General features: G+C 62.2%; 18 protein-coding genes and 1 tRNA gene. 10 read left to right on the top strand and 9 right to left on the bottom strand.

The window, feature by feature from the left end:
* Window positions 1-6 precede the first annotated feature (6 nt).
* Window positions 7-1548, top strand: a complete 1542-nt coding sequence (locus tag P3C39_RS23435; RefSeq protein WP_275954258.1) for a SpoVR family protein — start codon at window positions 7-9, stop codon at window positions 1546-1548.
* Between the two features lie 24 nt (window positions 1549-1572).
* Here the strand turns inward: P3C39_RS23435 and P3C39_RS23430 are convergent, their stop codons facing one another.
* The 3 genes from P3C39_RS23430 to P3C39_RS23420 are packed head-to-tail and all read right to left on the bottom strand — an operon-like array spanning window position 1573 to window position 4207.
* Window positions 1573-2466, bottom strand: a complete 894-nt coding sequence (locus P3C39_RS23430; protein ID WP_064993085.1) for an HlyC/CorC family transporter — start codon at window positions 2464-2466, stop codon at window positions 1573-1575.
* Window positions 2463-3599 carry a 3-dehydroquinate synthase gene (gene aroB, locus P3C39_RS23425; RefSeq protein WP_275954259.1) on the bottom strand — a complete coding sequence of 379 codons (1137 nt, stop codon included), beginning with the start codon at window positions 3597-3599 and terminating at the stop codon, window positions 2463-2465. The genes P3C39_RS23430 and aroB overlap by 4 nt, the downstream gene beginning before the upstream one ends.
* Window positions 3596-4207 (bottom strand): shikimate kinase, encoded by a 612-nt coding sequence (locus tag P3C39_RS23420; RefSeq protein ID WP_024503735.1) that lies wholly within the window; start codon window positions 4205-4207, stop codon window positions 3596-3598. The genes aroB and P3C39_RS23420 overlap by 4 nt, the downstream gene beginning before the upstream one ends.
* 210 nt (window positions 4208-4417) lie before the next feature.
* Between P3C39_RS23420 and P3C39_RS23415 the strand changes: the two genes are divergently transcribed.
* The 5 genes from P3C39_RS23415 to P3C39_RS23395 all read left to right on the top strand — a co-directional run bounded on the left by P3C39_RS23415 (window position 4418) and on the right by P3C39_RS23395 (window position 8299).
* A complete protein-coding gene (locus P3C39_RS23415) occupies window positions 4418-4570 on the top strand; it encodes a hypothetical protein (protein WP_013529356.1) in 153 nt (50 codons plus the stop codon).
* Window positions 4571-5488, top strand: a complete 918-nt coding sequence (locus P3C39_RS23410; RefSeq protein ID WP_013529355.1) for a site-specific tyrosine recombinase XerD — start codon at window positions 4571-4573, stop codon at window positions 5486-5488.
* A 99-nt stretch (window positions 5489-5587) separates the two neighbouring features.
* The gene (locus tag P3C39_RS23405) at window positions 5588-6538 is read left to right on the top strand and encodes an acetyl-CoA carboxylase carboxyltransferase subunit alpha (protein WP_275954260.1); all 951 of its coding nucleotides are present in this window, start codon (window positions 5588-5590) and stop codon (window positions 6536-6538) included.
* Window positions 6539-6755: 217 nt separating this feature from the next.
* A complete protein-coding gene (locus tag P3C39_RS23400) occupies window positions 6756-8054 on the top strand; it encodes a murein L,D-transpeptidase family protein (protein ID WP_013529353.1) in 1299 nt (432 codons plus the stop codon).
* A gap of 8 nt (window positions 8055-8062) precedes the next feature.
* Window positions 8063-8299 (top strand): sulfurtransferase TusA family protein, encoded by a 237-nt coding sequence (locus P3C39_RS23395; RefSeq protein ID WP_024503732.1) that lies wholly within the window; start codon window positions 8063-8065, stop codon window positions 8297-8299.
* 10 nt (window positions 8300-8309) lie between these two features.
* Here P3C39_RS23395 and P3C39_RS23390 read toward each other — a convergent pair whose 3' ends face one another.
* Window positions 8310-9419, bottom strand: coding sequence for a GTP-binding protein (locus P3C39_RS23390; RefSeq protein WP_275954261.1), 1110 nt, complete (start codon window positions 9417-9419; stop codon window positions 8310-8312).
* 3 nt (window positions 9420-9422) lie between these two features.
* Complete coding sequence (locus tag P3C39_RS23385; RefSeq protein ID WP_275954262.1) at window positions 9423-10586, bottom strand: D-alanyl-D-alanine carboxypeptidase family protein; 1164 nt, start codon at window positions 10584-10586, stop codon at window positions 9423-9425.
* 213 nt (window positions 10587-10799) lie between these two features.
* On the opposite strand from P3C39_RS23385, the gene P3C39_RS23380 reads away from it, so the two are divergent.
* Both P3C39_RS23380 and P3C39_RS23375 read left to right on the top strand, forming a co-directional pair.
* Window positions 10800-11963, top strand: a complete 1164-nt coding sequence (locus P3C39_RS23380; protein WP_063169116.1) for a M20 aminoacylase family protein — start codon at window positions 10800-10802, stop codon at window positions 11961-11963.
* A gap of 83 nt (window positions 11964-12046) precedes the next feature.
* Window positions 12047-12123 (top strand) — tRNA-Arg (locus P3C39_RS23375).
* A 208-nt stretch (window positions 12124-12331) separates the two neighbouring features.
* Here P3C39_RS23375 and P3C39_RS23370 read toward each other — a convergent pair.
* Both P3C39_RS23370 and P3C39_RS23365 read right to left on the bottom strand, forming a co-directional pair.
* Window positions 12332-12682 carry a RidA family protein gene (locus P3C39_RS23370; RefSeq protein ID WP_275954263.1) on the bottom strand — a complete coding sequence of 117 codons (351 nt, stop codon included), beginning with the start codon at window positions 12680-12682 and terminating at the stop codon, window positions 12332-12334.
* A gap of 30 nt (window positions 12683-12712) precedes the next feature.
* A complete protein-coding gene (locus tag P3C39_RS23365) occupies window positions 12713-13849 on the bottom strand; it encodes an FAD-dependent oxidoreductase (protein ID WP_275954264.1) in 1137 nt (378 codons plus the stop codon).
* A 430-nt stretch (window positions 13850-14279) separates the two neighbouring features.
* Here P3C39_RS23365 and P3C39_RS23360 point away from each other — a divergent pair, with 430 nt between their 5' ends.
* The gene (locus tag P3C39_RS23360) at window positions 14280-15281 is read left to right on the top strand and encodes an ornithine cyclodeaminase family protein (protein ID WP_275954265.1); all 1002 of its coding nucleotides are present in this window, start codon (window positions 14280-14282) and stop codon (window positions 15279-15281) included.
* Window positions 15163-16428 (top strand): aminotransferase class V-fold PLP-dependent enzyme, encoded by a 1266-nt coding sequence (locus P3C39_RS23355; RefSeq protein WP_275955454.1) that lies wholly within the window; start codon window positions 15163-15165, stop codon window positions 16426-16428. The genes P3C39_RS23360 and P3C39_RS23355 overlap by 119 nt, the downstream gene beginning before the upstream one ends.
* A gap of 6 nt (window positions 16429-16434) precedes the next feature.
* Here the strand turns inward: P3C39_RS23355 and P3C39_RS23350 are convergent, their stop codons facing one another.
* On the bottom strand, window positions 16435-17439 hold the full coding sequence (locus P3C39_RS23350) for a LysR substrate-binding domain-containing protein (protein ID WP_275954267.1): 1005 nt from the start codon (window positions 17437-17439) through the stop codon (window positions 16435-16437).
* A gap of 149 nt (window positions 17440-17588) precedes the next feature.
* Window positions 17589-18989, bottom strand: coding sequence for an amidase (locus tag P3C39_RS23345; protein ID WP_275954268.1), 1401 nt, complete (start codon window positions 18987-18989; stop codon window positions 17589-17591).
* Window positions 18990-19327 lie beyond the last annotated feature (338 nt).

Below are 19327 nucleotides of genomic sequence, written 5' to 3'. Positions count from 1 at the left end.
TTCCCGATGGCCAGACAAGCGAGCAAATCCAGCCTGCTTTTTTCAGGGTCCGACTGGGATTTCAAAACATTGTCGCGGACCTATGACGCTATCGAGGCACTTGCGGTCGAAGAGCTTCATCTGGACACCTATCCCGTTCAGATGGAGATCATCTCGTCGCAGCAGATGCTCGACGCCTATTCGTCCATCGGCATGCCATTGATGTACCGTCACTGGTCTTTCGGCAAACATTTCCTCCACCAGGATCTGCTCTATCGCAAGGGCGGGCGGGGGCTTGCCTATGAACTGGTCATCAATTCCAATCCCTGCATCGTCTATCTAATGGAGGAAAACACCATGGCCCTGCAGGCCCTGGTGACGGCCCACGCAGCGCTCGGGCACAATCATTTCTTCAAGAACAATCAGCTGTTCAAACAGTGGACGGATGCGGGTGCGATCCTCAGCTACCTGGACTTCGCCAAGGGCTACATAGTCCGCTGCGAGGAGCGGCACGGCCTCGCCGCCGTCGAGGCTGTTCTCGATTCCGCCCACGCGCTGATGGATCAGGGCGTGTTCCGCTATCACCGGCCGCCGAGGTTGTCGTCGGAACGGCAACGCGAAGGAATTCGCGAGCGTCTCGAATACGAGGAACGCTCCTACAACGACTTGTGGCGTACGCTGCCGGCCTCGCAGCAAGCGGCCAACGACAAGGGCCAGGACCCAGAGTGGAAGAAATCGCTCAATCTGCCCGAGGAAAACCTGCTCTATTTCCTGGAAAAGAACAGCCCAGTCCTGGAGCCCTGGCAGCGCGAGATCATCAGGATCGTTCGTGTCATCGCGCAATATTTTTACCCGCAACGGCAGACACAGGTGATGAACGAAGGTTGTGCCACTTTCGTGCACTATACGCTGATGAACATGCTGTTCGACCGCGGCCAGATCAGCGAAGGCGCCATGCTCGAAATCCTGCGCAATCATTCCAACGTGGTCTTCCAGCCGGCCTTCGACGATCCGCGTTTTTCAGGCATCAACCCCTATGCTCTCGGCCTCGACATGATGCAGGACATTCAGCGCATCTCGACCGAACCCACGGCCGAGGACCGCGATTGGTTCCCCGACATGGCCGGCCAGGGCAACTGGCGCGAGGTCCTGCTGGACGCCTGGGCCGAGCATCGCGACGAATCCTTCATCCGCCAGTACCTCAGCCCGGCCTTGATCCGGAAATGGCGGTTTTTTGTGCTCGGCGACGCTGCCGACCAGCCGCATTGCCTGGTCGCGTCCATCCACGATGAGCGCGGCTACGCCAAGATACGCGCCGCGCTCGCCAACAGTTATGATCTCGGCGCGAACCGGCCGGACATTCAGGTGGTGGATGTCGATCTGCTCGGCGACCGCCATTTGCGGCTGCAGCACAAGGTCAATGACGGCATCCTTCTCGAGGATGCCAGCCGCGACGCCACGCTTCGTCACATCCGCAGGCTTTGGGGTTATGAAGTCAGCCTGGCGGCCATGGATGCCGAGACCGGCGCGACGATCCACGAACGCTCGACGAGCCAGATCGCGGGATGACGGCACCCGGTCTCCCGGCGCACATCAGGCGTCGCCGGCTGGCCTGATCCTCAGCCTTGCGATCCGGTTCTTGTCGCGTTTCATGACGATGAAGCGCTTGCCGTGGAACGTAAAAGCCTGCTTCTCCTCGGGGATCGATTGCGTCTCGTGGATGACGAGGCCGGCAATGGTGGTTGCCTCCTCATCCGGCAGGTTCCAGTCGAGAGCCCGGTTGAGGTCACGGATCGGCACCGTACCGTCGACGACCACGGAGCCGTCGGCCTCCTGCTTGACGCCCTGTATGTCGACATCGTGCTCGTCGGCGATCTCGCCGACGATCTCCTCGATAATGTCCTCCAGCGTCACCAGCCCTTCGACCTCGCCATATTCGTCGACGACGACGGCGAAATGCGCCTTGCGGCGAAGGAAGGCGTTGAGCTGTTCCTGCAAGGTCGTGGTGTCGGGCACGAACCAGGGTTTCGAAGCGATCTTCATCACGTCGATCCTGGAGAAATCGTTGCCGACTTCGTTCAAGGCGCGCAGCAGATCCTTTGCATGCAGCACGCCGACGATGTTGTCGAGCGAACCTTTCCACAGCGGCATGCGGGTGTGCGGGCTTTGCAAAATCTCGCGCACCACCGCTTCCGGCGCATTGTCGGCATTGACCGAGCGCATGTTGGTGCGGTGGACCATGATGTCGGAGACTTCGAGTTCGGCGAGATCGAACAGGCCGCCGACGCGGTCGCGATCCTCGCGCACCACCTGGCCATCGCGGCGGAAATCGTCGACCGCGCCGCGCAATTCGTCCTGGCTGGAGCGCTGCGGCTCGATGCGCGAAAGCTCGTACCCGAACATGGCAAGCAGGCGCGTGCGCACGGTAACGAGCAGCACGATGAGGATGGCAAGGACGGCGACGACGATCCAGCCGGGCTCGTTCATCTCCGGTCGCTTTCCTTTGGGTGGTTCTCCCTCAGAAACGACAGCACTTCCGATGCCGGAACATCCTTGGCAATGAAAGCCTGGCCGATGCCGCGCGTCAGGATGAAGGTCAGCGCGCCGCGCGACACCTTCTTGTCCTGGGTGATAAAGGCAAGCAGCGCCTCGGCGTCAGGCAGATCGCCCGGGATGTCGGCTATTCGCCAGGGCAGGCCGACGGCGCGCAGATGCGCCTCGACGCGCGCGGCATCGTCGGGGCTGGCCAGATTGAGCCGCGACGAGAACCGGTAGGCCAGCGCCATGCCGATGGCGACCCCTTCGCCATGGACGAGGCGGCTTCCGTCATATTGGGTGGCGGCTTCCAGCGCGTGGCCGAATGTGTGGCCGAGATTGAGCAGCGCGCGGTCGCCGGTCTCGAACTCGTCACGCGCAACCACGTCGGCCTTGGCGCGGCAGGCTTCGGCAATCGCCTGCGCCCTCTCCGGCCCGCCGGCAAAAACCTGAACCCAATTCTTTTCCAGCCAGGCGAAAAATTCCGGCCGGTCGATGAGCCCGTATTTGGCGAGCTCGGCATAGCCGGCGCGGAATTCCCGGATCGGCAGCGTGTCGAGCACCCCTGTGTCGGCCAACACCAGTTTCGGCTGATGGAAGACGCCGACAAGGTTCTTGCCGCGTGGGCTGTTGATGCCGGTCTTGCCGCCGACCGAGGAATCGACCTGCGCCAGCAGCGAGGTCGGAATCTGCACGAAATTCATGCCGCGCCGCACGATGCCGGCGGCAAAGCCGGCAAGGTCGCCAATAACGCCGCCGCCGAAGGCGATGACGATGTCGCCGCGCTCCAGTTTCGCAGCCAGCACACCGTCGACCACCTCTTCGAGATGGGCAAAACTCTTGGTCTTCTCGCCGGCCGGCAGTGTGATGATGGCGGGCTGGATGCCACCCGTTTCGAGGCTGGCCTTCAGCGCACCGAGATGCGCTGCAGCGACATTGGCGTCGGTGACGACCGCGGCGCGTGTGCCCGGCAGCCGGCGCGCAATCTCCGCACCCGCGCGGGCCAACAATCCCGGGCCGATCAGAATGTCGTAGGTCCGGTCGCCAAGGCCGACTTCGACGACAACGGGTGCCTCGATGCTCACTGTTCCACCTCGCCCGTCGCAGCCGCCTGATCAATGCCGAAATGCCGGCACAGCGCGTCCACCACCTCGGTCGCGATGACTTCCTTGCGGTCGTCGCGGGTCGGCACTGTGACGTCCGATGTCGCGTAGACCGGATAGCGCTCGCCCATCAGCCGCTCCAGCACGGCGCGCGGGTCGGCGCTTTTCAGGAGCGGCCGGTTCTGTTTCTTGGCGACGCGATCCATCAGAAGGTCGAGTTCGGCCTTCAGCCACACCGAGACGCCCTGCGCTGCAATCGCCTCGCGCGTCTGCGCATTCATGAAGGCGCCGCCGCCGGTCGACAGCACCTGCGGCCCGTTTTCCAGCACGCGCAGGATGACGCGCTGCTCCAGCGCCCTGAATTCGGTCTCGCCGTAGCGCTCGAACAGTTCCGGAACGGTCATGCGCGAGACGCTTTCGATCTCCTGGTCGCTGTCTATGAAGGGCAGCGCCAGCATCGTCGCCACCTTGCGGCCGATCGCCGTCTTGCCGGCGCCCATCAATCCGACGAAGACGACGGAACGGCTGCCCAGCCTGCCGAGCAACGCGGCGTGGTTCTCGTCTGGAGGATTTGCTGGCAGCGCGTTCATCGGATGTTTCGAAGGCCCTCTTTGCCGGCGTATCGACATGAAAAGCCCGTTTGCGTCAAGCGTGGCAAGTGCCTTGAACCCGATATGGACCGGCAGGGTCTGCATCAGAAGTTGCTAACAGGCCCCAGCTTCTTCCTTGAATTGGCCGGATTGGCGTCCCATAAGGGGACAGGGTTTGGAAACGCAGAACAAGAAGACGGGCGAAAATTGATGCCGACACTGTTTCGCTTTGTCGTGGTAACAGCGATTCTGGCTGGCATTGCCTATGGTACGATGTTTGCACTGGTGATGTTCGTCGAGCCAAAGAAGGGGGAAATGAGCGTGCGCATCCCTCCGGAAAAGCTCAATCCCAAGAAAAGCTGAATGAACAGCGCGGCCCGCATCGAAGCCTTTCTGGAAATGATGAGCGCCGAGCGGGGCGCGGCCGAAAACACGCTTTCCTCCTACCGCCGCGACCTCGAGGACGCTTCCGGCGCGATCGATGGCGGGCTGGCCGGTGCCGCCGCCGCCGATATCCGCGCCTATCTCGACGACATTGCCGCCCGCGGCTTTGCCGCCACGTCGCAGGCGCGCAAACTGTCGGCGATCCGCCAGTTCTTCAAATTCCTCTACGCCGAAGGCCTGCGCGGCGATGACCCGACCGGCACGCTGGACAGCCCGAAAAAGGGCCGCCCGCTGCCCAAGACGATGAGCGAGGCCGACACCGGCCGGCTGATCGACCGTGCAGCAATTGAAGCCGGCGATGTCTCGTCGGGCGATGGGGACAGCCTGGCATCACTGCGCCTGCATGCGCTGGTCGAGGTGCTTTACGCCACCGGCCTGCGCGTTTCCGAGCTGGTCGGCTTGCCGGTGACGGTGGCGCAACGCGACGACCGCTTCTTCATGGTGCGCGGCAAGGGCGACAAGGAGCGCATGGTGCCGCTCTCCGCCAAGGCACGCGCGGCGATGAAGACCTGGCTTGCCGCCCGCGCCAAGGTGCCAGCCTTCGCCGACAGTCCGTTCCTGTTTCCGGCCGCCTCCGACAGCGGCTATCTCTCGCGCCAGGTCTTCGCGCGTGACCTGAAAGGGCTGGCGGCAAGGGCCGGCATTGCCTCGGCGAAGATCTCGCCGCACGTGCTGCGCCATGCTTTCGCCAGCCATCTCCTGCAGAACGGCGCCGATCTGCGGGCCGTGCAGCAATTGCTTGGCCATGCCGACATATCGACGACACAGATTTACACCCATGTGCTGGAAGAGCGGCTGGTGCGGCTGGTCAACGATCATCATCCGCTTGCCGACTAGGCCTCATATCGCTATGTGAGGACGACATTTCACCGCCCGGAGCCTTGGATTCAAGGGTTCCGTCAGCCACTGCCTTCCGACGTATCGGTCCGCTCACGCATGTATAATTACCTCGATTTCGAAAAGCCGGTGCAGGACCTCGAGGGCAAGATCCTCGAGCTGAAGAAGCTTGCCGAGAATGGCGAGGCGGTCGATGTCGGCGACGAGATCAACCGTCTCGAGAAGCGCTCCCGCGACGCATTGCGCGATGCCTACAAGGCGCTGACGCCTTGGCAGAAGGTGCAGGTGGCGCGCCATCCCGACAGGCCGCATTGCGTCGACTACATCAAGGGCCTGTTCACCGATTTCACGCCGCTGGCCGGCGACCGCAATTTCGGTGAGGACCAGGCGATCGTCGGCGGTTTCGCCCGTTTCCGCGGCGAACCCATTGCCATCATCGGCCAGGAAAAAGGTTCCGACACAGCCAGCCGCCTGAAGCACAATTTCGGCTCGGTTCGGCCGGAGGGCTACCGCAAGGCGGTACGGCTGATGGAACTGGCCGACCGCTTCAAGATCCCGCTCCTGACGCTGGTCGACACGGCCGGCGCCTATCCCGGAGTCAACGCCGAGGAGCGCGGCCAGGCGGAGGCTATCGCCCGTTCAACCTCGACCTGTCTCGGCCTGAAAGTACCGTCGATCTCGGTGGTCATCGGCGAAGGCGGTTCGGGCGGCGCCATTGCCATCGCCACCGCCAACCGCGTCTACATGCTCGAACACGCCATCTATTCGGTGATTTCGCCGGAAGGTGCCGCCTCGATCCTGTGGCGCGACACGACACGATCGAGGGACGCGGCGACCAACATGAAGATCACCGCGCAGGATCTTCTGGAACTGAAGATCATCGATGCCATCATCCCCGAGCCGCTCGGCGGTGCGCATCGCGGCGCCGAAACCGTGATCGCCGCGACCGGAGACCTCATCGCCAGGACGATGAAGGACTTCGCCGGCGCCAACACCGATTTCCGCGAACAGCGCCGCGAAAAATACCTGGCCATGGGCCGCAGTCTCTGACCACAGGCACCCTTGGCCGCAACAATGTGGCGGAGCGGAGCATTTTTGCCACAAAAATGCCGCTGCATTCGGCTCAATGAGACTGCCGCAGGGGGATGCGTCGGCACTTGCGGTAAGGAATTTATTAGGGTTAACGGGCTTAGGGTCCGTCGATGCGCAGTGTAGCAGCCGGGGCAGGAAACGTCCTGGCGCCAGAGAAAAGACGATATCCGTAGCCATGTTTGTCAAGCTTGCCCGCACCGGAATCCTGATCGCTGCCCTCGGCGTTGCCGGCTGCAACAATTCGTCGATGAAGGATTTTGCCCCGGAGGCCAACAAGCCGCTGCCCGACAAGATCCTCGCCGACATGAGGGCCAAGGGCATGGTCCGCACCTCGTCGGTGATGGCCCGCATCTTCAAGGAAGAAGGCAAGCTCGAGATCTGGAAGGCCAAGACCAACGGCCGCTATGACATGGTCGCCAGCTACGACATCTGCAAATGGTCGGGCAAGCTCGGGCCGAAATACACCGAAGGCGACCGCCAGGCGCCGGAAGGCTTCTACACGGTGCGCCCGGCGCAGATGAATCCGCGCTCGAACTACCATCTGTCCTTCAACATCGGCTATCCCAACGCCTATGACCGCGCCAACGGCCGCACCGGCTCCAATTTGATGGTGCACGGCGCCTGTTCGTCGTCGGGCTGCTATTCGATGACCGATGCGCAGATCGAGCAGATCTATGCCTTCGGCCGCGATGCCTTCCAAGGCGGCCAGACCGAGTTCCAGATCCAGGCGTTTCCGTTCCGCATGACCGCCGCCAACATGGCGCGCTACCGCAACGACCCGAATTACGACTTCTGGAAGATGCTCAAGGTCGGCTACGACAATTTCGAAATCACCAAGGTGCCGCCGAAGGTCGATGTCTGCGAGAAGCGTTATGTCTTCAACCAGGTAGCCGCCGACGGTCAGACATTCGATCCGACTGGCGCCTGCCCGGCGACGACGCAGCCTGATTCGCTGAAGAGCGCCTACAATTCCTACATGAGCACCTATGACGCGGCGTTCAGCGGCGCGGTCAAGGCCAGCGTGCCGGCGCCCAAGCCGACCATCGCCGGTATCAAGGAAGCCAGCATCGTCTCCGACTGGTCCAAGCGCCGCGCACGCGGCGAACGCGTACCGATCGATCCGCCGTCGCTCAACAATGACGGCTCGGTCACCGAGACGGCACGCATGGGCCGCATCGATTCGCCCGCCGGCCGCAAGATGGCGGCTCTTGATGCCGAAAAAGCTGCCAAGCAGAAGGCCGAGGAGCAGAGGCTGGCTGCCATTGAGGCGGCCAAGCAAGCCAAGGAAGCCGCCAAGGCCCAGGCTCTGGCCGAAAAGGAGGCCGAGAAGGCCGCCAAGGAGGCCCCAGTCGCCACCGCGACCATCGCGGCCCCTTCGGAAGCGGCGCCAATGGCTGAAACGCAAGCGGCGAGTGCCGACGAAAGCCGCGTGACGAAGCTGAAGAACAAGCTGCTCGGCATGTTCGGCGGTTGATATCGCCCGTGGCTGATCGCGCCGCTATTTATGACCTCAAGGGGCTGAACTGCCCCTTGCCCGTGCTCAAGGCCAAGAAGCGCCTCGCGGGGATGCAACCGGGCAGTCGGCTCTGGTTGGAGACCACCGACCCGCTCGCCGTCATCGACATTCCGGCATTCTGCTCCGAGAGCGGCCACCAGTTGATTGAAACGGCCGCGGTCTCCGGCGGCCATCGCTTCCTGGTCGAGCGCGGCGCGCCGTAATCGTTGGGAGCTACCGCCCGGCGATCGCCAGCGGATTGTTTTCCAGCGCCGCGCGGTCGGGCGTGTCAACCGACGGCCGGTCGGTGAAGGCGGCGAACAGCCTGCGGATATAATCTCCCGGCATGTCGAGCGTGATCAGCACCAGCCGCGTGCCACGCTGGCCATCCGGCCAGGACGGCAATTGCACCGGCGGATGCAGGATCTTCTGCACGCCATGGATCACCAGCGGCCGCGACGGGTCTTCCCTGAGCTCGATGACGCCCTTCATGCGCAGCAGGCGCTCGCCATGGGTCGAACGCAGCAGGTCGAGGAACATCTCGATCGCCGAAAACGGCACCGGGCCGTCATGCACCAGCGAATAGGAGCGCACGCGCTGATCGTGACGATGGCCGTGGTCATGGCCATGCTCGTGATCATGACCAGCATGATGGTGATGATCGTGCGCCGCTTCCTCGCCAAGCCAGCGCCGCACATCGGCGGATTTGGTTGCCGGGTTGTAGAGGCCGCAATCAAACAGCGCCGCCACGCCTGTCTCCGTGTCGCCGGCATCGAGCAGTTCGGCGCCCGGATTGATCTGCCGCAGGCGCGCCCGCAGCATTTCCAACTCATTGGGGTCGGTGGCCAGATCGGCTTTGCTGAGCACGATGCGGTCGGCGACGGCAACCTGCTTGACCGCCTCGACATGGGCATCGAGCGTGGCGTTGCCGTTGACGGCATCGACCAGCGTGATGACGCCGTCGAGCCGGAAGGCCTGGATCAGCGCCGGATGCGCCATGATCGACTGCAGCACCGGCGCCGGGTCGGCAAGGCCGGTGGTTTCGACGATGACGCGGGCGAGCCGGGCAAGGCGGCCGGTCTGCAGCCGGTCGACCAGGTCGGCCAGCGTATCGACCAGTTCGCCGCGCACCGTGCAGCACAGACAGCCGTCCGACAGCTGGATGATGCCGTCGGAAGACTGCTCGACCAGCAAATGGTCGATCGCCACCTCGCCGAACTCGTTGATGATCACCGCGGTGTCGGCCAGCGCCGGATCCTTGAGCAGCCGGTTGAGCAGCGTCGTCTTGCCGGCGCCGAGGAAGCCGGTCAGCACCGAGACTGGGATCGGGAAGCCGCTGCCCATTGGCTAGTTCGCAACCTTGACCGGCTGGTCGCCCTGCGCGGCGGAGCCGGCAATCTTCGGGCCGGTGCCGGCCGGTGCCGGCCTGTCGGGCCGCCAGCTCGGGATCGGCACATCGGCAAATTCCTGCGCGCCCTGGTCGAGGATGGCCTTCGGCGCCGGACCGGTGGCGCCGCCAAGGCCGACGGCAACCAGCGTCGGCACATGGTCGAGCTTTCCCTGGTAGGGTGATTTCGGCACGTTCTTGGCGGCGGCCGGCGGCGCCTCGGACTGCTCCTGCGGCGTCTTCTTCTTGCAGACCTCGTCCTGCATGTCGTTGGGTGAGACCGTGTCGCCATAGGGCGCCAGCGTGGTGACGGTGGCCGAGCCGGCGACAGGCGTGTCGAACCCCTGATCGAGCAGTTTTGCCGCCGTCTCGGCGCGGGTGACCGCCGACTTCTCGCCAAGCACAACCGCGACCAGCGTGCGCCCGTTGCGCGTCGCCGAACCGATCATGTTGAAGCCGGAAGGGCAGACAAAACCGGTCTTCATGCCATCGGCGCCGGGATAGCGGCCGATCAAGAGATTGTAGTTGGGGATCGCCTTCTTGCCGACGGCAAGGCCCTCGATCGAGAACCACGGCACATATTGCGGAAATTCGCGGCGGATCGCCATCACCAGCACGGCGAGGTCGCGCGCCGTCGTGTACTGATCCGGCGAATAGAGCCCGTTCGGATTGACGAAATGCGTGCCGTTCATGCCGAGCCGGGTCGCCTCGGCGTTCATCCGGTCGGCAAAGGCCGCCTGCGAACCGCCGACATTTTCGCCGACAGCCATGGCAATGTCGTTGGCCGATTTGACCAGCATCATCTTCAGCGCATTGTCGAGCCGCATCACCGAGCCCGGCTTGAAGCCCATCTTGCTTGGCGGCTCGGCGGCGGAGTGTTTGGTCACCTTGATCGGCGAATCGAGCTGTACCTCGCCGGCCGCGATCGCCCGAAAGGTGACGTAAGCGGTCATCAGCTTGCTCAGCGATGCCGGATACCAGCGCTTGAACGCATCCTGATGCTGCAGGATCTTGCCGCTGCCGAGGTCGAACACGACCACCGGATTGGCCAGCGCCGGCCCGGCCACAACCGACAGCGCGATTGTGCCAGCCGAGAATAGTTTGAGGAAATGCCTGTACCGCATGATCAAATCCGAAATCGCCTCTTGCCGTAGTCGCCCCTGGCTCCGTAAGATTTCGTTACGCGATCGCCAGCATATGGTCCGACCCTCAAAAACCGGACCCCATTGTTGCGGTGCTATTTACTCTATGTGACGCCAAGATGGCAAAGTGCCTGGCGATCACAATTGCAAGGCAGCGGCCAACACCCGCCGTCCCAACAGCGAGATGGAACCATCATGCCAATCCTGAACCGTGCCGCCGAAATGCAGGACGAAGTTGCCGGCTGGCGCCAGCATCTGCACCAGACGCCAGAACTGAACTTCGACGTCTTCAAGACCGCCGCCTTCGTCACCGAGAAGTTGAAGGCCTTCGGCTGCGACGACGTGGTCACCGGGCTCGGCAAGACCGGCGTCGTCGGCATCATCCGCGGCCGCCAGGGCGAAGGTCCCACCATCGGCCTGCGCGCCGACATGGACGCGCTGCCGCTCAACGAGATATCAGGAAAGCCCTACGCCTCGACCATCCCCGGCAAGATGCATGCCTGCGGCCATGACGGCCACACGGCGATGCTGCTGGGTGCGGCCAAATACCTCGCCGAGACGCGCAACTTCACCGGTTCGGTGGCGGTGATCTTCCAGCCGGCCGAAGAGGGCGGCGGCGGCGGCAACGAGATGGTCAAGGACGGCATGATGGAGCGTTTCGACATCTCCAGGGTGTTCGGCATGCACAACATGCCGGGCCTGCCTGTCGGACAGTTCGCCATTCGCCCGGGCCCGATCATGGCGGCGACCGCCGAATTCACCATCACCGTGCGCGGCAAGGGCGGCCACGCGGCGATGCCGCACGGCACGATCGACCCGATCGTCATCACCAGCCAATTGGTCGGCGCCTTGCAGACGATCGCCTCGCGCAGCACCGATCCGGTCGAGGCCGTGGTGGTGTCGGTGACCAAGTTCCACGCCGGCGATGCCTACAACATCATTCCCGAAACCGCCGAAATCGCCGGCACCGTGCGCACCTTGCGAAAAGAAATCGCCAAGAAGTCCGAAGAGCGCATCCGCAGCATTTGCGACGGGCTGGCGACCGCGTTCGGGGCCAGGATCGAGGTCGACTACCAGGCGAATTATCCCGTGACCTTCAACCACGCGGAAGAGACGGTGTTTGCCGGTGACGTCGCGATGAGTGTCGCCGGCGACGCCCATGTCCACCGCGGCATCCAGCCGGTGATGGGCGGCGAGGATTTCTCCTACATGCTCGAAGCCCGCCCCGGCGCCTTCATCTTCATCGGCAATGGCGACACCGCCGGTCTGCACCACCCGGCCTACGATTTCAATGACGAGGTCATCCCGCACGGCATGAGCTACTGGGTGAAACTGGCTGAAACCGCGCTGGCCGCCTGACAGCGGCAGCGCAAAGCCGGCCGAATTGCCTTCGGCCGGCCTCTTGGCGAAACGATCCGAAGCGGCTATGTGTCTGGCCGCGTGGTCCCGTAGCTCAGTAGGATAGAGCGGCAGATTCCTAATCTGTAGGTCACAGGTTCGATTCCTGTCGGGATCACCAACAAAATCAGCTACTTAGATGGCATTTCGCCGTCCTTATTTGGGGAAGAACCAGCGGAATTAGTACGGCGAATTTCGTAGACCTGCAGACTTTTGGCACATATGCGAAGGATGAAGCGGCCAAATTCGGCGTGGAGCGGAGCACTACGATGCCTAAAATTGAGGTAGATCATCGGGTGTTCCCGATCACGTTTCTAGCGTGCAGCGAGTCAGACCGCTGCAGTAAACTGAATTTCGACGCGGATCTCGGGCAGCGCGAAGCTCGCCCCAACCGTGGCGCGCGCCGGCGCCTCCGCGCCGTCGAGCCAGTTAACCCAGGCCTTATTCATCGCGTCGAAGTCCTCGACGTCCCTCAGCCAGATCTGCGCGAACAGCAGCTTCGACCTGTCGACGCCGACCCTCTGCAGAAGGCTATCCGCCTTTTCCAATATTTGCTTTGTCTGGCCGGATACATCGGTTTTCTTGTCACCGGCGGTGAGCCCCGAAAGATAGACGATACCGTTGTGAACGACGACCCGGCTAAGCCGCTCGTTCTTGTCGAATCTTTCGATTTTCGTCATGACGCAGGGCCTTGTGCTTTGGTCAAAAGATCAAACATGCGCAACAGCGGATCGCTGAGCGTGGACTTGGAAGAAGCGTTGCGGACGAAACGTCTCCATCTCGTCATGGATCTTGCCGCGCACGACTTCGTCGGCGACCACCTTGCCCAACTGCGGGGCGATGGTCACACCACTGTGCGTTACGGCCATGTAGTGGCCGACGATGTCTGGCATGGCGCCGGCACAGGTATAGCCATCCTCCGGGAACGGCCTGACGGTCGTGCGAATGGCTTCCACACCTGCATCGCGGAGCGAAGGCAGGACCTTGCTCGCTGCCTCCAGGAGCGTCGCCGCCTCGTCGCCGGCGGGGCTGAGCGTCTCCGGCTTCTTGAACGTCATATCCACCGAGACTTTGTGAATCATGATACGGCCCGCACCATCGGGGCGGAGATCCAGATCGTCGGCATGCAACTGGCTCCGGAGCGTCAACGCCACCGGCGGGGTGAAGGCCAGCACGCCGATCGTCGAGGACAGCGGAATACCCTGGGCGTCGCCGAGCCTCTCACTAGACCAGCCGCCGGTGCAGTTCACGACCGCATCCGCAGCGTATCGCTCTCCGTTCGCCGTGCGAACTGCCTGGACACGACCGCCTTCAGTTTCGATCTCGGTCACGCGTGAACTGACCTTGACCTGTGCTCCCCAGCGCTCCTTCGCCGCCCGCAAAAGCCAGGCCGAGTAGAGGACCGGATCGACCCAACCTTCTTCCGGATAGTAGGAGATCGGACAATCGCCGAAGGCGGAGACGTCGACATCGGGCTCCATCTCGGCGACACGCTTCTTGTCGATCCACTCGACGCCGTAGCCCCATTCCTTCATCTGCCGAAAGTTCTCGAAATAGTCGTCCATGGATTCCGGCACCGTTCGCCAATCGAAACTGCCGGTCTGGGTGAACCAGGGGGCAACACCAAAGTCACGCCTGAGTTCAAGATGGGCGCGCATTCCTGAGACGTTCAGATCGAAATACGGCCGGGGCCGCTTGGTCGTCGCATTTGTCCAGGCAAAGCTTACCGCCGACGTGCCCCCAGCTATCCTTCCAGCCTCCAGCACGATGACGTCCGCTCCCGCCTTGGCGCATTCATAGGCGGCAGAGCTGCCGACGATACCGGAACCGATGACGACAATGCGCATGTAGAAAGCTCCAACAAATTATTGTGTGGTTACGTCAGCTGCTGATTAAATCTCAGCGACGCGCGAAATTGGATTGAGCTATGGGAACATCGATCCGAAGCACTACAGAGGGTTATTCGAAGCAACACTCATGGCGATATTCCAGCTCGTTCGACCTCTGAATTTTGGTTTTAATCTCGGTTGCGATCCGCCCAACAACCTGAGTTGCCCAAAAACAGTGCAATGAGCGCCAACGACCGTCAATTGAACTGGCCGCTGCCGTTTGTGGCCAAAAGTTATGAACCGGTGCGGTGCGTCTATCGGCGTATGATCCCGCGCGGGTAACTGCACGTTCGAAGTTATCAAATTCGAGCGCAACGGTAGCCGCGAGCAATGTTACGCTTGGCGTAGATCGGCGCGTCAGGGGTCATTGAATGGCAGAGACTGCAAGGTGAACGGGGAGCCGCAATTCCTCCTGATCGACAAGAACGCGATCCGGGAGATTTTGACCCTTTCCCTGGTGCTCGAGACGACCGAGGCGGCGCTGCGTAAGACATCGAATGGCATGGCTCGTCAGCAGATCAGGCGTACGCTCGACCTGCCAGGTGCGGCGGGCAGTTGCCTGTCGCTTATGTATGCTGCGCTGGATGACCGCCCGCTGTTTGGGGCGAAGGTGTTGTCCGTGTTTCCCGACAATTTTACACACGGGCTCGCGTCTCACCGCGGCGGTGTGTTCCTGTTCGACAAGGAGCACGGACGGCCTGTAGCCTTGATCGATGGGGGAGAACTGACGGCTTGGCGCACTGCGGCAGCCAGCGCTGTCGCCACCAGGGTCCTTTCGCGACCCGAGAGCTCGAAATTGACCGTGTTGGGATACGGCGAGCAGGCGCGCCGGCACATCGCTGCCATCGCTGAGGTACGGCCGATCTGCGCGATCCATGTCTGGGGTCGCGACTTTGTAAAAGCCGAGCGCTTCGCCGAAGACCTTGCCGCTTCTGGCTTCAGGGCGCAGGCGCATCGTCATGCTGGCGAACCCGTTCGCGAAGCCGACATCATCTGCACCACGACTTCTTCCCAGACGCCTGTGCTATTCGGCCAGTGGTTGCAGCTTGGCGTCCACATCAATGCCGTCGGCGCGAGCGTTGCCTCCTGCCGGGAACTCGACCTCGAATGCGTGCGCAGGTCGCGGATCTGGGTGGATTACCTGCCCATGGCGCTTGCAGCCGCAGGTGAACTGGTCGAGGCGATTGAAAGCGGCGTGATCGGCGTCGAACATATTCGTGGCGAGGTCGGCGAAGTGCTGGCGGGCGCCAAGCCCGGCCGCGCCGACGACGGTGACATCACGCTCTTCCGGTCTCTCGGCGTTCCGGCGCAAGACATCGAACTCGCCAATCTTATCTACACCCGCGCCCTTGATGCCGGTCTTGGCACCTCAATTGATTTCAGGTTGTGAGAACATGCTCGACTGCCAGCGAGATCTCTTTTCCATCCCCCGCGACACGACCTATCTGGACGCGGCCTATATGTCGCCGATCCCGATTGCCGCGGTCGCCGCCGGCGAGGCTGGTGTCAGGGTGAAAGCCGAGCCCTGGAAAATGACCATTGCGTCCTACTACGACGAGGTGGAAGAGGCGCGGATGCTCGCCGCCACAATGGTTGGCGCGGACACCGACGACATCGCCATCGTGGCCGCGACCAGCTACGGCATGGCGATCGCAGCCGCCAACGTTCCGGTTGCGGCAGGATCAGTCATCCTTTTGATGGAGAACGAACACACCTCGCACCGATACGTCTGGTACGACCTCGCGCAGCGGTCCGGCGCTCACGTCGAAATTGTCCCGCAACCGGCTGACGGTGACTGGACCAGCGCCATCGTATCGGCGATCGTCAATTCAAGTCGTCCCATCGCCGTCGTCGCGGGAACGCTGGTGCACTGGTTCGAGGGCATGGCGATCGACCTTGAGACAGTCGCGGTCGCTGCTCGTGCGGCAGGCGCCAGGCTGGTCGTCGACGGAACCCAGTGGGTTGGCGCGGTGCCGTTTGATGTCCGTCGCGTTCGGCCGGATTTTCTCGTCTTCGCCACCTACAAGTTTCTGCTCGGTCCATATCGGCTCGCATTCCTCTATGCCGACCGGCGTTGGCACGAAGCGGGGCGCACGCTCGAACATCATTCATGGAACAGGGTGGGCGGAGATAAATCCGATTTCTATAAGGTTGCCGTGCCCGACTTTCTTCCGGGCGCGCGGCGGTTCGACATGGGGGAACGCTCCGATTTCGCGGTCCTGCCCATAGCCATCGCCGCAATGAAGCTCATCCGTGGATGGACCGTCGAGAGCGTGTTTGGACGCCTCCGTCACCTTAATGAACGCGTCTGGTCGCAGGCGGAAAGCAGAGGGCTGCCGGTTGCCCGTCTGCGATACCCGACACCGCATATCTCGATCCTCGACATAGGCGATCGTCTCGCGCCGAACGCGGCACAGGAGCTCAAACGTGCTGACGTGCACGTCACGCTGCGCGGCTCGAAAATGCGGGTGTCGCCGCATGTCTACAATGACGAAGCAGATATCGACCGCCTCTTCGAAAGCCTGCCGCTCCGCTAGAGGCTTTCAGCGTTGAATGGCTACAATCTTGTCTGCTTGGCTGCGAGGACCGAGAGCCGTGATTCCTGCCTCCACGCCGTTCATGAAGCTTCGCGTCGTCTGAATGAGATGCTCCGTGAAAGCGTCCGCCGCTGACGATGCGATGACGCCCCAAGGCCGGTAGACGCTGAGATTAAGATCAAGATGCGGCCGGAAATCCCTGATCTCGATTGGCAGGTCGCGTGCCATCCAGGCGGAAAGCCTGTCGACGATGCTCACGCCAGCGCCGGACGCGACCAGGGCAATGCAGGCACTGGACAGGCTGGCCTCTACTTTCAGCAGACGTCCCACCCCGCGTTCTTCGCAGAGTGCATCGAGCTGTTGGCGCATTGGATCGGCTGACCCCATCGAGATGAAGTCGAGACCGTCAAGATCTTCTGCCCGAACGACTTCGAGCTCGGCCAAACTGTGGCCCGCCGGCATGACACACACAGGTGGAGTTGCTGTCAGCGCACGCCTGACGATCGAGGAGTTTTCATCCGATGCCGTGACGCCTATCCCGATGTCGAGCTGATTGCGGCTCGCCCGCTGCACCACGGTGGCGGAGCTGCGTATATCCAGGGAAATCGACACGGACGGATGCTGTTTTGAAAAGCTCGTGATGATGGAGGGCAGCAGCGTGGAACCGAAAGCCGGGAGCGCGCAGATGTTGAGCCTGCCGCTGCGCAATTCGCGGATCTCGCGCGCAGCCCGCGAGATGCCGCGCGCGGACTCGAAAACGCGCTTCACCTCGGCATAGAGCATGTGTGCTTCAGGCGTAGGGATCAGCCGCTGGCGGCTTTTCCTAAACAGCTGGAAATCCGCCTTCTCGCTGAGTTGCTGAAGCATCTTGCTGACAGCGGGCTGCGTAATATCGAGCGCATCGGCCGCCTTGGTGGTTGTTCCATGCAGCATGACCGAGGCGAAGACCTCGATCTCGCGAGGCGTAAACTCCGCCTCCTTTGGGAGGGTGTCCTTGTCGCCGAGATTCATTGCCGCTCACCTTGCCACGCAGCTAGACGCTGTGCCGAAACAGCGAGCTGTCAGGCAAGACTAATGGGAAGGTGCCAATGTTCCAAGAGCCCCGCGAAGGAAGTTTATTCCTGTAGGTTATCAACTTTCAGCGCTTTGCGGAACTGGCCTCAGTTGCTTGTCAGCATTTCGGCGAGATCGAGCAAATCGGAATCCTGCCCCGGATGTGCGGCAAGCTGCACCGAAACCGGAAGGCCGTCGGGAACCAACACAGGAATGGCCAACGTTGGCATCCCGAGCATATTTGCCCAGCGCCGGAAGCGGCCGCCAGCCATTCCCCACGGCACCATCTCACCATTCACCTCTGTCAGTTCGTCGGACAGGCACGGCGCCGCGCCAGGCGCCGTTGGAATGGCGAGAGCGTCCACGCCCGCCATTTTCTCCAGAAACCGGCTTCGCACATCGTTGCGGATTTCGATGGCGCCGGCATAGGCGTCCGCACTGATGCGAGTGCCGTCTTGCAGGAAGGAGCGAACCGCATCGCCGACCAGATCGGGCTTCCGCTCGATTGCATCGCGGTAGGTTCTCGCGAACTCGCATTGCAAGATTGTCAGTCCGGCAGCGACGAACGCCTCCCTATCGTCGAAGGCGATCTCGATCCTGTGCACCTCGGGACGATCGAGCATGGCTGCCAACGCAATATCCACGGCCTTGTCGATGGGAGCGCCAATCAGTTCGGGACAGATGCCGACAGTGATGCTTGATCTCGATTTGCTGTTCTTGGGCCCGCTCGCTGACGGGGTGAGCCGTTTTCCGGCAAGCGCCTCGGTCACCAGGCGAACATCCCTGACCGAGCGTGCAAGAACGCCGACGCAGTCCAGCGAAGGCGCTATGCTCATGACGCCCTGCATGGCGATCAGGCCATTGGTCGGCTTATAACCGAACAAGCCGGTTGCCGCAGCCGGAGATCGGTTTGAACCGCCGCTGTCCGTGCCGACCGCGGCCAAGCAAAATCCGGCTGCGACGGCCGCAGCCGATCCGCTGCTTGTGCCACCCGTTCCACGGTCTGGATCGAGCGGGTTGGCGACCTTGCCGTACCAGGGGTTGTCATGTCCGCCGACGCACAGTTCGTGCAGGTTCGTCTTGCCGATGATGATGGCGCCAGCCGCCTGAAGGTTGGCAACGCAAACCGCTGTCTTCTGCGCGATGTGGTTCTCGAACAGACGGGAGCCAGCCGTTGTCGGCCAATGCTTTACGTCGAGCACGTCTTTGACCGCAATTGGCACGCCATGCAGCGGACCGCGCGCGTGACCGGATCTGATTTCGCGTGTTGCCTGAAGGGCAGCCTCAAGAGCGTCAGCTTCGTTCACGAAGATCATCGCCCGGATGTGTTCGTTCATCTCCCGGATGCGCTCAAGACAGCCCTCCATGATTTCCACGGGCGACAAACCGGCAGCGATCTTACCGCTCATCTCGTCGATCGACCCGAAAGGGCTGCTATTCATATTCATATGACGACCTAAGCGAGGATTGGCGGGACCGACAGCATGGCGGACGGCGATGTCAGACAACCAGTCGACGATGCCACATAGGAAATCTGGTGGACACCCGCGAGCCTATTCCCTTGGAAGCGGGACTATCGCTGAAAACTCATAGTCGCGATCAACGGTGGCGACATAGGCGGGCCAATTCAGCGTAACAAGCGCAGTTGGCCAGGTGATCGAGCCTCGCTGTCATAACTATTGGTGATGAACCGCGTGGCAAGGGGCATTAGATCGAGACCATTTGACCTGTTAGCGTTTTCATACACCGCCCTGAGAGAAGGCCGACTGAGCGCAATGGCCAAGTTCGCATCGCCGACATCTGAACTGGTCCACGACGCTCAGGGCCGCGAGCTGGCCGTCGGCAT

It is taken from the genome of Mesorhizobium sp. XAP4, assembly GCF_029269325.1.
In the GTDB taxonomy this organism is placed as follows: domain Bacteria; phylum Pseudomonadota; class Alphaproteobacteria; order Rhizobiales; family Rhizobiaceae; genus Mesorhizobium; species Mesorhizobium ciceri.
Note: the sequence above shows the minus strand (reverse complement) of the source record. Positions and strands in the feature narration are given on the sequence as shown.